Raw genomic sequence first — 13,760 nt, forward strand, 5'->3', positions numbered from 1 at the left:
TGGGCCCGGTCTGCTCAAACGTGGGGCCCTCTGCTCATTTTGTCGGCCTGACGATAGAGTCTGGGCATCACCCTCATCCGGCCGTCGTCGTATCAGAAAGGTGCGTCTCGATGACCGAGCATCACCAGCTGCCGTCCGAACTCGAAGTCCCCGCGGAGGCTCCCGACCGGAACCTCGCCCTGGAGCTCGTCCGCGTCACGGAGGCCGCGGCCATGGCCGCCGGCCGCTGGGTCGGCCGCGGCGACAAGATCGGGGCGGACGGCGCCGCCGTGCGCGCCATGCGGACCCTCGTCTCCACCGTCTCGATGAACGGCGTCGTCGTCATCGGTGAGGGTGAGAAGGACGAAGCCCCGATGCTCTACAACGGGGAGCGCGTCGGCGACGGGACGAGCGCCGAGGTCGACATCGCCGTCGACCCGATCGACGGCACCACGCTCTGCGCCAAGGGCATGCCGAACGCCATCGCGGTCCTGGCCGCCGCCGACCGCGGCACCATGTTCGACCCGTCCGCCGTCTTCTACATGGACAAGCTGGTCGCGGGCCCCGAGGCCGCCGACTACGTGGACATCAACGCCCCGGTGGCGGTGAACATCCGCCGTATCGCCAAGGCCAAGCGCGCCGCTCCCGAGGACGTCACGGTCGTCATCCTGGACAGGCCGCGCCACGAGGGCATCATCAAGGAGGTCCGCGAGGCCGGCGCCCGGATCAAGCTGATCTCCGACGGCGATGTCGCGGGCTCCGTGCTCGCGGTGCGCGAGGACAGCGGCGTCGACCTGCTCCTGGGCATCGGCGGCACCCCCGAGGGCATCATCTCGGCGTGCGCCATCAAGTGCCTCGGCGGCGTCATCCAGGGCAAGCTGTGGCCCAAGGACGACGCGGAGCGCCAGCGGGCGATCGACGCGGGCCACGACCTGGACCGGGTCCTGTCGACGAACGACCTGGTCTCCGGCGAGAACGTGTTCTTCGTCGCCACCGGCATCACGGACGGCGAGCTGCTGCGCGGTGTGCGCTACCGCGCCGAGAGCGCAACGACGTCCTCGCTGGTGATGCGCTCCAAGTCGGGCACGATCCGTCAGATCGACTCGCAGCACCGGCTGTCGAAGCTGCGCGCGTACAGCGCGATCGACTTCGACCGCGCCAAGTAGGTCACGCGAAGCAGGTTCTTTCCGCTACGCGTTCGGGGCGCCCCTTTGTGCGGAGGGGCGCCCCATTCGCGTATCGGGAGGGTGGTCAGCCGGCCGCGCGGATCTGGTCGACCGAGCTCGCCGCCTTCTGGAGCTCGACCTCGCGCCGGCGCCTGCGGGCGAGGGCCACGCGGCGCTCGGCGGCGGTGAGGCCGCCCCACACCCCGTAGGGCTCGGGCTGAAGGAGCGCGTGCTCGCGGCACTCGACCATCACGGGGCAGCGGGCGCATACGCGCTTGGCCGCCTCCTCGCGGGACAGGCGGGCCGCGGTCGGCTCCTTGGACGGGGCGAAGAAAAGGCCGGCTTCGTCGCGCCTGCACACGGCCTCCGTATGCCACGGGGCGTCCTGGTCCCGATCTCGCACTGGCCCCCGCTGCGGGGGGACGGCGGCGACCTGCAGGGACTGATGCGGCGGATGCAGCACGGTCTACTCCTGACGACGGCTTCGCGAGCGAGCGACGATGCAGCAACCTCTACCCGCTGTGTGCGCGCCTATGCACTGAGTTCCGGAGGACGGGAGTTCCCCGGCCACCGGCCGCCGTGCCTCCGCCGCGCGCCCCTTGCGCGTCCGCCGCGCGTCCGCCGTCCCGGAGGCGGGTCAGCTGTCGAGGTGTTTGCGCATGCGGTCGTGCAGATCGCGCAGGCGCTTCCCGCGCTTGGGCTTGGCCTCGATGTTGCCGAGGACCGCGATGCCGTCGACGTACACGACGGGCGCGTCCGGGTCGGCCGAGTCGAGGGTGTGCACCTCGAAGTTGCCGAGGACGCCGCCGCCGCTGCCGCGCAGCGAGATGTTCTCCGGGACGCGGACCTCCACGTTCCCGAAGACGGAGACGGCCTTGATCACGACCTGCTGGTACTCGAAGATCGCCTCGCTGAGGTCGATCTCGATGTTCCCGAAGACGGCGTACGCGTGTGTCCTGCGGCCCACGCGCCAGCGGCCCTTGCGGGTCGAGGTGCTGAAGACGGCGACGAGGTTCTCGTCGGCGACCGCGGGGACCGCGCCCGTGGCGGGGCGGTTCGGGGCCGGCGACGAGGTCGTGGGCCGGTGCTGCGTGTGGCCGCCGGGCAGGTCCCTGACGAGCGGCTCCAGCTCGGCGTGGGTCTTGGCGCGGTACACCCCGTCGATCCGCTCGGAGTGCTCCTCCGCGGTGAGCCGGCCCTCCGCGAGGGCCTCGCGCAGGATCTCCGCGGTGCGGTCGCGGTCGGCGTCGGAGGCACGCAGATCGGTCTGCGGCGCGGGCTGCTCGGAGCGCTTCTCAAGGTCCACGCCGCCAGAGTACCCAAACGCGATAGATCGCGACTAGGGGGCGGCGGCGCGAACTGAGCCTTACCTCACAGGCTCGGCCGTGCCGTCAGGTTCTACGCTGGTTGGCGCTGCCAATGGATGCCAGCTGCTACCGGCCGAAAGAGGAATGGGCGAGATGCCTGAGTTCGCGTACACCGATCTGCTCCCCCAGGGCGAGGACACCACCCCGTACCGACTGGTGACCACGGAGGGTGTCTCCACCGCCGAGGGGCCGGACGGCCGTACGTTCCTGAAGGTCGAGCCGGAGGCGCTGCGCAAGCTCGCCGAAGAGGCGATCCACGACATCCAGCACTACCTGCGCCCGGCCCACCTCGCGCAGCTGCGCCGCATCATCGACGACCCGGAGGCGTCGGGCAACGACAAGTTCGTCGCGCTCGACCTGCTGAAGAACGCAAACATCGCGGCGGCGGGGGTGCTCCCCATGTGCCAGGACACCGGCACCGCGATCGTCATGGGCAAGCGCGGCCAGAACGTCCTCACGGAGGGCGGCGACGAGGCGGCCCTCTCCCGCGGCATCTACGACGCGTACAAGAACCTCAACCTGCGCTACTCGCAGATGGCCCCGCTGAACATGTGGGACGAGAAGAACACCGGCTCGAACCTGCCGGCGCAGATCGAGCTGTACGCGACCGACGGCGGCGCCTACAAGTTCCTGATCATGGCCAAGGGCGGCGGCTCGGCCAACAAGTCCTTCCTCTACCAGGAGACGAAGGCGGTCCTCAACGAGGGCTCGATGATGAAGTTCCTGGAGGAGAAGATCCGTTCGCTCGGCACGGCGGCCTGCCCGCCGTACCACCTGGCGATCGTCGTCGGCGGCACGTCCGCCGAGTACGCGCTGAAGACCGCGAAGTACGCCTCCGCGCACTACCTGGACGAGATCCCCGCCGAGGGCTCCGAGCTCGGGCACGGCTTCCGCGACAAGGAGCTGGAGGAGAAGGTCTTCGAGCTGACGCAGAAGATCGGCATCGGCGCGCAGTTCGGCGGCAAGTACTTCTGCCACGACGTGCGCGTGGTGCGCCTGCCGCGGCACGGCGCGTCCTGCCCGGTCGCGATCGCCGTGTCCTGCTCGGCCGACCGCCAGGCCGTCGCGAAGATCACCGCCGAGGGCGTCTTCCTGGAGCAGCTGGAGACGGACCCGGCGCGCTTCCTGCCGGAGACCACGGACGAGCATCTCGACGAGTCGGGCGACGTCGTGAAGATCGACCTGAACCAGCCGATGGACGACATCCTCGCCGCCCTGACGAAGCACCCGGTCAAGACCCGCCTCTCCCTGACCGGCCCCCTGGTCGTGGCCCGCGACATCGCGCACGCCAAGATCAAGGAGCGCCTGGACGCGGGCGAGGAGATGCCGCAGTACCTGAAGGACCACCCGGTGTACTACGCGGGCCCGGCGAAGACCCCGGAGGGCTACGCGTCCGGTTCCTTCGGCCCGACGACGGCCGGCCGCATGGACTCCTACGTGGAGCAGTTCCAGGCGGCGGGCGGCTCCAAGGTCATGCTGGCCAAGGGCAACCGCTCGCAGCAGGTCACCGACGCGTGTGACGCCCACGGCGGCTTCTACCTCGGCTCGATCGGTGGCCCTGCCGCCCGTCTCGCGCAGGACTGCATCAAGAAGGTCGAGGTCGTCGAGTACGAGGAGCTCGGCATGGAGGCGGTCTGGAAGATCGAGGTCGAGGACTTCCCGGCGTTCGTCGTCGTGGACGACAAGGGCAACGACTTCTTCAAGGACCCGGCCCCGGCCCCGACGTTCACCACCATCCCGGTGCGCGGCCCCGGCCTCGCGTAACACCTGACGCACGACACAAGGGCCGCCCCGCCGACTTCACGGCGACGGGCGGCCCTTGTGCTGTCTGCCGGAAGGTCAGGCGAACCGCTGGCCCGCCGAGCCGTCGCAGTTCTGGAGCCGTACGTTGTCCTTCGCCGAGGCGAGGGTCAGGCACAGGCCCGTCGAGGCGGCCGGGCGCAGGGTGTCGCCCTGGCGGACGAACTGCTGGTTGGTGCCGCCGTGGCAGTTCCACAGGACGAGGGCCGTGCCCGCCTTGTAGGCGCTGTCGGGGACGTCCACGCAGCGGTCCTGGGTGAGTTCGGAGTGCAGGGACCGGCCGGCCGTGTCGTACCACCAGCCCTGGTTACGGGTTCCCGAGCAGTCCCAGCCGATGACGGCCGTGTTGTTCGCGCTGCTCGCTCCCTTGGCGTCGGCGCACGTGCCGGTGCCCGCGTTCTTCAGCGGCCGGTAAGCGTCGTCCCAGCCGCCCTTGTAGAGCTTGGGGGTGCCGGTGCTGGCCGGATCGGCGCAACCTGCTTCCTGGTAGCCGGAGTTGTAGAGCTGGGTGAGGCAGGAGGCGAAGGCACCGTGGCCGCGCACGTTCGGGTGGAAGGACTGGCGCACGGAGTTGGAGTCGGGCGGGAACGGGTTGGAGATGTCCACGTAGAGGCCGCGGGCCCAGGCGTCCTCCATGCAGACCTCGTGGCCCTGGAAGAGGCGGGAGTTGTCGAGGTAGACGGCGCCGGACTCCTGGGCGGCCTTGCGCATGCCGCGTTCGAAGGCGGGCACGGCGGCGTTGCGGCCCCAGGCGGCGTCGGAGTCGTAGCCGAGGCAGCCGCCGGGGAGCTTGCCGGGGAAGCTGGGGTTGTCGTGGATGTCGGGGCCGATGGGGCTGGGGTAGCCCATGACGACGAGCTTGTAGTCGCTGTCGGCGTAGCCCGCGCCGCGCATCACGGTCTTCAGGTCGGCGACGGTCGACTCGACCTTGGGCACGAGCCCGTCGACCCTGGCCTGCCAGCCCGGCGCGTACTTGGGCTCGCACGCGCCCTGGAGCGTGAGGTAGCGGGTGACGCAGTCGGTCATGACGGGGCCGAACTGGAGGTCGTCGTTGGCGCCCGCGACGAGCACGATCATCTTGATCTTCGTGTTGCGTGCCTTGACGGCGAGAGCGTCGCTCTGCACCAGCTCGTCGGCGTACTGCTTGCTGCCGCCGATGCGGATGTTGCCGGTGTACGCGCCCGAGCAGGAGACGTTGTACGTCTCGTCGGCCGGGATCCCGGTGCGGTGGATGGCGGAGTCGGGCGAGCGGTGGCACCAGTTGTCCGGGCCGTTCGTGCCGGCCTCGTACGTGCCGACGCCCTCCCCCGAGATCTCGCTGTCCCCGAGCGAGATGAGGGCGGTCCTGCGGTCGGCGAGGGGCCGTTCGGCCGGGTCCCCGTAGAGCTTGGTGGCCTCGGCCGCGCGGATCTTCTCCAGGTCCGGCGGGAGCGGGCTGGTGGCCGCGGCGGCGGGTGCCGCGGACGCGGTCGGCGCGGTCAGGCCGACGAGTGCGGCGGCCGTCGCCGCGACAACGGCGACGGCGCATCTGATGCTGGGTCTGGTGCGGTGCAGGACGTTCATGACGCCTCCCCGGTTTGGGTGTTACCCGAGGTATTTACTGGCGAGTAAGAGACTTGGGAATAGCCAGAACAAGACAAGTGCTCACGTTTTTAGGAGGGATGACGATGACGACGGCGATGAACGACGACGGCGGCGACAGCGGCCGGTACCGGATCGAGCACGACTCCATGGGCGAGGTACGGGTCCCCGTGGACGCCAAATGGCGGGCCCAGACGCAGCGGGCCGTGGAGAACTTCCCCATCTCGGGCCAGCGCCTGGAGCGCGCCCACATCGAGGCGCTCGCCCGCATCAAGGCGGCCGCGGCCCATGTGAACGCCGAGCTCGGCGTGGTGGACAAGGACATCGCGCAGGCGATCGCGGAGTCGGCCGGCGAGGTCGCCGACGGGCGCTGGGACGACCAGTTCCCCGTGGACGTGTTCCAGACCGGCTCCGGCACGTCGTCCAACATGAACACCAACGAGGTCCTCGCGACTCTCGCGACGGAGCGCCTCGGCCGCGACGTCCACCCGAACGACCATGTGAACGCGTCCCAGTCCTCGAACGACGTCTTTCCGTCGTCGATCCACATCGCGGCCACCGCCGCCGTCACCCATGACCTGATCCCGGCGCTCGGCCATCTGCGGGCGGCCCTGGAGCGCAAGGCGGACGAGTTCGCCGACGTCGTGAAGTCGGGGCGTACGCACCTCATGGACGCGACGCCGGTGACCCTCGGGCAGGAGTTCGGCGGGTACGCGGCGCAGGTCGCGTACGGCGTCGAACGCCTTCAGGCCTCGCTGCCTCGCCTGGCCGAACTGCCGCTCGGGGGAACGGCGGTGGGCACGGGGATCAACACGCCGCCCGGGTTCTCGGCCGCCGTCATCGCGGAGGTGGCGCGGACCACGGGCCTGCCGCTGACCGAGGCGCGCAACCACTTCGAGGCGCAGGGCGCGCGCGACGGCGTCGTGGAGACGAGCGGGCAGCTGCGGACCATCGCCGTCGGCCTGACGAAGATCGCCAACGATCTGCGCTGGATGGCGTCGGGACCCCGCACCGGACTGGCCGAGATCAGCCTGCCGGACCTCCAGCCGGGCTCGTCGATCATGCCGGGCAAGGTGAATCCGGTCATTCCCGAGGCGGTGCTCATGGTCGCCGCCCAGGTCACGGGGAACGACGCGACGGTCGCCGCCGCGGGCGCCGCGGGGAACTTCGAGCTCAACGTCATGCTGCCGGTCATCGCCAAGAACGTCCTGGAGTCGATCAGGCTGCTCGCCAACGTCGCGCGCCTACTCGCCGACCGGACCGTGGACGGCATCACCGCGCACCGCGAGCGCGCCCGCGAGTACGCCGAGTCGTCACCGTCCGTGGTGACCCCGCTGAACAAGTACATCGGCTACGAGGAGGCCGCGAAGGTGGCCAAGAAGTCGCTGGCCGAGCGGAGGACGATCCGCGAGGTCGTCCTGGAGGGCGGCTACGTGGAGCGCGGCGACCTCACGGTCGAGCAGCTCGACGAGGCGCTGGATGTCCTGCGGATGACGCGCCCGTAACAGCGTTTGGCGACTGACCGAATTCGTGACGCGCACCGCGGCGTCACGTGTCGGGGGCACCTAATATCTGTCCATGACGGACCGGACGAGCATTCTGGCAGGTGAGACCGACGGCAGCGTTGGGCGCTGGGCGCCCGGCAGCCGGATTCTGTGGCGGTACCGGACGAACGGCGGGGACGGCTTCCACATCTGCCGCCCCGTCACGGTCGTCGAGGACAGCGCCGAGCTGCTCGCCGTGTGGCTGGCACCCGGCACCGAGTGCGTGAGACCGGTCCTGGCCGACGGCACACCGGTGCACGAGGAGCCCCTGGCCACCCGGTACACGAAGCCGCGCACCGTCCTGCGCGACCGGTGGTTCGGCACCGGCGTCCTGAAGCTGGCGCGGCCCGGCGAACCCTGGTCGGTGTGGCTGTTCTGGGAGCCGGGCTGGCGGTTCAGGAACTGGTACGTGAACCTGGAGCAGCCGCGGGTGCGGTGGTCCGGCGGCGTGGACTCCGAGGACCACTTCCTCGACCTGTCGGTCTACGCGGACCGCACCTGGCGCTGGCACGACGAGGACGAGTTCGCACAGGCGCAGATCGCGGGCCTGATGAGCGCGGCGCAGGCCGAATCCGTACGGAGAGCGGGGCGCGCCGCGGTCGAGGTGATCGAGGGCTGGGGGCACCCGTTCCCCGACGGCTGGCAGCACTGGCGGCCCGATCCTGCGTGGCCGGTTCCCGCGCTTCCGGGTGACTGGAACCGTACGCCCGCGCATGTGTCCTCATGAGACCCTTGATGCGCCCCCGTGGTTCAAACGTAGGATCGTCCTCCGCAAGTGCGCACAAGTACAACTCTTCGTGCTTGCAGCAGGTCTGACACGATGTCAACGAGGTCATCGAGGGGCGGCGGGACCGTGAGTCACGGCAGCGAGGGTTACGAGACGTACGGGAGTGGCCGCCGGACCCCGGCGCCGGACCGTACGGGCCAGGCCGATGCCTTCGACGCGATCGGCGCCCGCTACGACGACGCCTTCCCGCACAAGGAAGGCCAGTTGGCCGCGGTGGACGCGCTGCTCGCAGGCCTCGCACCCGGCTCGCGCGTGCTCGAGGTCGGCTGCGGCACCGGAGTTCCGACGAGCCGTCAACTGGCCGACGCGGGGCACTCGGTGGTCGGTGTGGACCTGTCGGCCGGCATGCTGGAACTCGCCCGCAAGAACGTCCCCGAGGCCGAGTTCCACCAGCTGGACCTCGCGTCACTGAGACCCGAACCGGGCGAGGAACAGGGCGAGTTGGGGGAGTTCGACGCCGTCACCTGCTTCTTCACGCTGCTGATGCTGCCGCGCGCGGAGATCCCCGCGGCGCTGCGGCTGCTGCGCTCGATGCTCCGGGCCGGCGGGCTGCTCGCCCTGTCGATGGTCGAGGCCGATCTGGACGACGCCGAGATTCCGTTCCTGGGGCACACAATCCGGGTATCGGGTTTTCTGCGGGACGAGCTGCGCCAGGTCGTACGCGACGCGGGACTGGAGATCACCGGCGAGCACACGTACGCGTACGCTCCGGCGAGCACCGATGTACCACCCGAACACCAGCTGTTCTTCAACTGCCGGCGTGCCGGGAAGTGAAGCGGCACGTCATTAGGCGCGCAGCCCAGGACGGACGGATTCGAAACGCGTGACGGAGCACCCCACCTCCCACGAGGGCCGCCGGCCGGCCGCCCGCCCCGCCGCCCCCGCGGACCCCCGCGGGGCCCTGAGGCGCGCCTCCGACGCGTTCCCCGCACAACAGGGGCGCCCCGGAGCGACCGCGTCCGCCGACGACGCAGATCCCGCGCGCCGGGCGCCCGCGTCGGGCGCCTCCGCACCGCGCGGCGCCGCGCCCGAGCACTCCGGAGCCGCACCCGTACCGGAGCCGCCACGTCGTGAGAGCGGTGGCGGTGGCGTGCCCGGGCGGCGCAAGCCCGGTTCCGCTTCCGGGGACGCCGACAGCGCACCCGAACACGCCCTGTCGGACGCAGGACCGGACGATCCCCACCGGCCGAGGCCCGTGCCCGACCGCCGGAGCGGACAGCCGCGCCCGCCGGGGACACCCGTCCCGATGCGGCGGGACGGGGACCGGCTGCGCTTCGTGGGCGCCGCGACCCGGCGGATCGCCCGCGGGATAGACCTCGACGAGATCGTCATGGGCCTGTGCCGCGCCTCCGTACCCACGTTCTCCGACGTGATCCTGGTCTATCTGCGGGACCCGCTGCCGGTCGGCGACGAGCGGCCCTCCGGGCCCGTCGTGCTGCGGCTGCGCAGGACGGACCGGCTGCGCCTCATCGAGGAGGGCGCCGAGGACCCGGACACCGACGGCGGCGGACTCCTGACGATGGCGGCCGGCACCGCCCAGGGCGACCCCGTCACCGCCGAGCTGTGCGAGGTGCGGACCGGCGGCGCGCTCGCCGAGGTACTGCGGGGTGTACGGCCCGTGTTCGCGGACTCGCCCGCCGCCCTGGCCGCGCTGCCGGAGCTGCTCGGTGACGACCCGGACCTCGCCCTGCCCACCGGGCAGCGGGCGATCCTCGCGCCGCTGCGCGGGCGCCGCCGGGTCATCGGCGCGGCCGTCTTCCTGCGCCGCCCCGAGCGCCACGCGTTCGAGAACGACGACCTGCTGGTCGCGGGGCAGCTCGCCACGCACAGCGCGCTCGGCATCGACAAGGCCGTCCTGTACGGCCGCGAGGCGTACATCGCCGACGAGCTCCAGCGCACGATGCTGCCCGAGACGCTGCCGCGGCCCACGGGCGTGCGCCTCGCGTCCCGGTATCTGCCGGCCGCGGAGACCGCGCGCGTGGGCGGCGACTGGTACGACGCGATCCCGCTGCCGGGCAGCCGCGTCGCCCTCGTCGTGGGTGACGTCATGGGCCACTCCATGACGTCCGCCGCGATCATGGGCCAGCTGCGTACGACCGCGCAGACCCTCGCGGGCCTCGACCTGCCGCCGCAGGAGGTCCTGCACCATCTGGACGAGCAGGCCCAGCGCCTCGGCAGCGACCGCATGGCGACCTGCCTGTACGCCGTCTACGACCCGGTCTCGCACCGCATCACCATCGCCAACGCGGGCCACCCGCCGCCGGTCCTCCTGCATCTGGGCGGCCGCGCCGAGGTGCTGCGCGTCCCGCCGGGCGCGCCGATCGGTGTCGGCGGCGTCGACTTCGAGGCGGTCGAGCTGGACGCCCCGGCGGGCGCGACGCTCCTCCTCTACACGGACGGTCTGGTCGAGTCGCGGCTGCGGGACGTGTGGACCGGGATAGAGCAGCTGCGGGAGCGGCTCGCCGCGACGGCCCAGCTGACCGGCCCCGACCATCCGCCGCCCCTTGAGGCGCTGTGCGACGAGGTCCTCGACATGCTCGGCCCGGGCGACCGGGACGACGACATCGCGCTGCTCGCGGCCCGCTTCGACGGGATCGCGCCGAGCGACGTCGCCTACTGGCTCCTCGACCCCGAGGACGCGGCGCCGGGCCGGGCCCGCCGCCTGGCGCGCAGCGCGCTCGCCCGGTGGGGCCTGGAGGAGCTGACGGACTCGGTGGAGCTCCTCGTCAGCGAGGTCGTGACGAACGCCGTGCGGTACGCGTCCCGGCCCGTCACGCTGCGCCTGCTGCGGACCGACGTGCTGCGCTGCGAGGTCGGCGACGACGTGCCACAGCTGCCGCGGCTGCGTCAGGCCCGCGCCACCGACGAGGGCGGGCGCGGCCTGTACCTGGTCAACAGGCTGGCGAGGCGCTGGGGCGCGACACGGCTGAGCACCGGCAAGGTCGTGTGGTTCGAGCTGGCGCACGGGAACGGCACAGCCTGAACCTGGAGACGCGAGTGGGCCCGGAACCGTACGGTTCCGGGCCCACTCGCGTGCGTCACTGTCAGCCGGTGAGGCCGCGTGGTCTGTTGCTGCCCGAGTCGTCCGGGTTCTCCGGGATTCCGAAGGTCGGCGACGAGGGGTCCGTCGGGGGCGTGACGCCGCCTGACGGCTCGTCGGTCGGCGGGGTGGTCTCCGGGCTCGACTCCGGGGTGCTCGGCGTCGTCGGCGGAGTGGACTCCGGGGTGCTCGGCGTGTCCGACGACGGGGTGGACTGCTCGGTGCTCGGCGTGTCCTGGGGGGTGGACGGCACCTCGACGGCCGCGCCCATGTCCGTGTCGAGGTCGAACTCGGCGGTGGGGCTGGACGAGTTGAAGGTGTACTGGGCCCAGATGCGGGCCGGGAAGCTGCCGCCGTCGACGCGGGGCAGCCCGCCGGCGCCCTTCATCGGCACCTGGTTGCCCGCCTCCGAGGTCTTCAGAGCGCCCTCGCCGAACAGGCCCACCGAGGTGACCAGATCCGGCGTGTAGCCGGTGAACCAGGCCGACTTGTTGTCGTCGGAGGTACCGGTCTTGCCCGCCACCTTCTGCCCGTTCCGGGCCGGGTTGTCACGCACCGAGGTCTTCGCCGTACCGTCGTCGACCACGCCGGTCAGGACCGAGGTGATCGAGTCCGCGGCGCCGCGGCTGATCACCTGGTTGCCGATCGCGTCCGGCAGCGGGACGTCCTCGCCCTGCTTGGACACGGACTTCACGATCTGCGGAGTGACCTGCTTGCCGTGGTTGTCGAGCGTCGCGTAGACACCGGCCATCTCCATCGGACTCGCGCCCATGGTGCCCAGGGTCTGCGCCGGATACGGCTTGAGGTCGGCGTCGTCCATGCCGAGCTTCTTGGCCGTCGCCATGACCTGGTCCATGCCGACATCGACGCCCATCTGCGCGAAGACGGAGTTGATGGACTTGTTCATGGCGGTCTGCACGGTGACCGGGCCGTAGCTGTGGTCGTCCTCGTTCGGCGGCGCGAAGCCGACCTTCTTCCCTTCGCTGACGACCGGCCGCTTGTTGGTGCCGTCGTAGATCGTGCTCGCCTTGATCGACTGCCCGGTCTGCGTCGTGGCGTTGTTCTCCAGGGCGGCCGCGAGGATCAGCGGCTTGAAGGTGGAGGCCGGCTGGTAGTCGGTGCGGGTCGCGTTGTTGACGTAGTGCTCGCTGAGCCCTGCACCGCCGTACAGCGCGAGGACCTTGCCGGTCTTCGGGTCGACCGAGGCGGCACCTGCCTGCACCCGGGAGTCGGCCTTCTTGGTCTTCGGGTCCAGGTTGTCGGTCAACTGCTGCCTGACCGACTTCTCCAGCTGCTTCTGCTTCTTGCGGTCGATGTTGAGGGTGACCGTGTAGCCGCCCGCGTCGAACTGCGCCTCGGTGAGGTTCAGGTCCTTCATCACCTCGGCCTTGGCGGCGGTGTACAGGTAGCCCTCCTGGCCCTCGAGCCCGGCGGCGGCCTTCGGCGCCTTCGGCTTGGGGAACGTCATGCCCTCGCGCTCGCTCGCGCTCAGCCAGTGCATGTCGACCATGTTGTCCAGGACGTAGTTCCAGCGCTCCACGGCAAGCTTCTTGCCGGTGTCCGAGGCGATGCCCCAGTCGTACTGGTTCGGAGCCTGGAGGAGCGCCGCGAGATACGCGCCCTGCTCCACTGTCAGCTTCTTGGCGTCGACGTGGTAGTAGGCCTGGGCGGCGGCCTGGATGCCCCACGAACTGCGGCCGTAGAAGCTGGTGTTGATGTAGCCCGCGAGGATGTCGTCCTTGGACTTCTTGCGGTCCACCTTCAGCGAGATGACCAGTTCCTTCAGCTTGCGCGTGACGGTCTGGTCCTGCGTGAGGTAGTAGTTCTTCACGTACTGCTGGGTGATCGTCGAACCACCCTGCTTGCCCTTGCCGGTGAGCGTGTTGACGACACCGCGGGCGGTGCCCTTCAGGTCGACGCCCTTGTCCTTGTAGAACGTCTTGTTCTCAGCGGCGACGAACGTGTGCTGCACGCCCGTGGGCACCTCGGAGAGACCGACGATCTCGCGGTTGACCTGACCGACACGGGCCATGGTCGCGCCGTCGCTGTACTTGTAGACGTTGCTCTGCCGCATCGCGTCCGGGTTGCCCTCGGGGACGTCGATCACCATGTACAGCACGATGAACGCGCCCATGCAGAGGAGGCACAGGCCGAAAAGTGTGCCGAGGATCTTCTTCCAGGTGAAGAAGCGGCGTATACCCGTCCGCCGGGTGGACGAGCCCCCGCGCGCCGCCCGGCGCGCGCCGCCGCGCTGCCGTGCTCGTCTCTCGTCCGCTCGACCCATGGCTCCCGGTACTCCGCTTCTAGTCGCTGACATGTCCGCGCGCCCACGGCGCACTTCACACTCATCGGTGCTGAATCAGCTCATGAAGCTAACACCGCACCTAAGGGCAAAAGGCTGCCGATCCGGGCATTTCCGGACGTGACAATCAGCACCTGTCCCATGGGAACCGACGATCGGGAGGTGCAGATGGTTGCCGCACGCGATAAAGTGAT

At 70.4% G+C, this 13,760-nt stretch carries 10 protein-coding genes; 6 read left to right on the forward strand and 4 right to left on the reverse strand.

What is annotated here, in order from left to right; genetic code table 11:
• The first annotated feature begins 110 nt into the window (after positions 1 to 110).
• The gene (gene glpX, locus OG698_RS19240; protein WP_406104293.1) at positions 111 to 1,145 is read left to right on the forward strand and encodes a class II fructose-bisphosphatase; all 1,035 of its coding nucleotides are present in this window, start codon (positions 111 to 113) and stop codon (positions 1,143 to 1,145) included.
• Between the two features lie 85 nt (positions 1,146 to 1,230).
• On the opposite strand, the gene OG698_RS19245 is transcribed toward glpX, so the two are convergent.
• The gene (locus OG698_RS19245; RefSeq protein WP_406104294.1) at positions 1,231 to 1,608 is read right to left on the reverse strand and encodes a WhiB family transcriptional regulator; all 378 of its coding nucleotides are present in this window, start codon (positions 1,606 to 1,608) and stop codon (positions 1,231 to 1,233) included.
• A 174-nt stretch (positions 1,609 to 1,782) separates the two neighbouring features.
• Positions 1,783 to 2,451, reverse strand: a complete 669-nt coding sequence (locus tag OG698_RS19250) for a DUF1707 domain-containing protein (RefSeq protein WP_399969955.1) — start codon at positions 2,449 to 2,451, stop codon at positions 1,783 to 1,785.
• Positions 2,452 to 2,605: 154 nt separating this feature from the next.
• Here OG698_RS19250 and OG698_RS19255 point away from each other — a divergent pair, with 154 nt between their 5' ends.
• The gene (locus OG698_RS19255) at positions 2,606 to 4,276 is read left to right on the forward strand and encodes a fumarate hydratase (RefSeq protein WP_399969957.1); all 1,671 of its coding nucleotides are present in this window, start codon (positions 2,606 to 2,608) and stop codon (positions 4,274 to 4,276) included.
• 75 nt (positions 4,277 to 4,351) lie between these two features.
• On the opposite strand, the gene OG698_RS19260 is transcribed toward OG698_RS19255, so the two are convergent.
• The gene (locus tag OG698_RS19260; protein WP_406104296.1) at positions 4,352 to 5,875 is read right to left on the reverse strand and encodes a ricin-type beta-trefoil lectin domain protein; all 1,524 of its coding nucleotides are present in this window, start codon (positions 5,873 to 5,875) and stop codon (positions 4,352 to 4,354) included.
• A 116-nt stretch (positions 5,876 to 5,991) separates the two neighbouring features.
• Between OG698_RS19260 and OG698_RS19265 the strand changes: the two genes are divergently transcribed.
• The 4 genes from OG698_RS19265 (at position 5,992) to OG698_RS19280 (ending at position 11,207) form a co-directional block, all read left to right on the forward strand.
• Positions 5,992 to 7,398 (forward strand): class II fumarate hydratase, encoded by a 1,407-nt coding sequence (locus OG698_RS19265; protein WP_406111150.1) that lies wholly within the window; start codon positions 5,992 to 5,994, stop codon positions 7,396 to 7,398.
• Positions 7,399 to 7,471: 73 nt separating this feature from the next.
• Complete coding sequence (locus OG698_RS19270; protein WP_406104298.1) at positions 7,472 to 8,164, forward strand: DUF402 domain-containing protein; 693 nt, start codon at positions 7,472 to 7,474, stop codon at positions 8,162 to 8,164.
• Positions 8,165 to 8,257: 93 nt separating this feature from the next.
• Positions 8,258 to 8,998: a class I SAM-dependent DNA methyltransferase gene (locus tag OG698_RS19275; protein WP_406104299.1), complete on the forward strand. Its 741-nt coding sequence runs from the start codon at positions 8,258 to 8,260 to the stop codon at positions 8,996 to 8,998.
• Positions 8,999 to 9,047: 49 nt separating this feature from the next.
• Positions 9,048 to 11,207, forward strand: a complete 2,160-nt coding sequence (locus tag OG698_RS19280) for a SpoIIE family protein phosphatase (protein ID WP_406104300.1) — start codon at positions 9,048 to 9,050, stop codon at positions 11,205 to 11,207.
• A gap of 61 nt (positions 11,208 to 11,268) precedes the next feature.
• Here the strand turns inward: OG698_RS19280 and OG698_RS19285 are convergent, their stop codons facing one another.
• Positions 11,269 to 13,548 carry a transglycosylase domain-containing protein gene (locus tag OG698_RS19285; RefSeq protein ID WP_406104301.1) on the reverse strand — a complete coding sequence of 760 codons (2,280 nt, stop codon included), beginning with the start codon at positions 13,546 to 13,548 and terminating at the stop codon, positions 11,269 to 11,271.
• Between the last annotated feature and the right edge of the window lie 212 nt (positions 13,549 to 13,760).

The organism is Streptomyces sp. NBC_01003 (assembly GCF_045162695.1).
Lineage (GTDB): Bacteria > Actinomycetota > Actinomycetes > Streptomycetales > Streptomycetaceae > Streptomyces.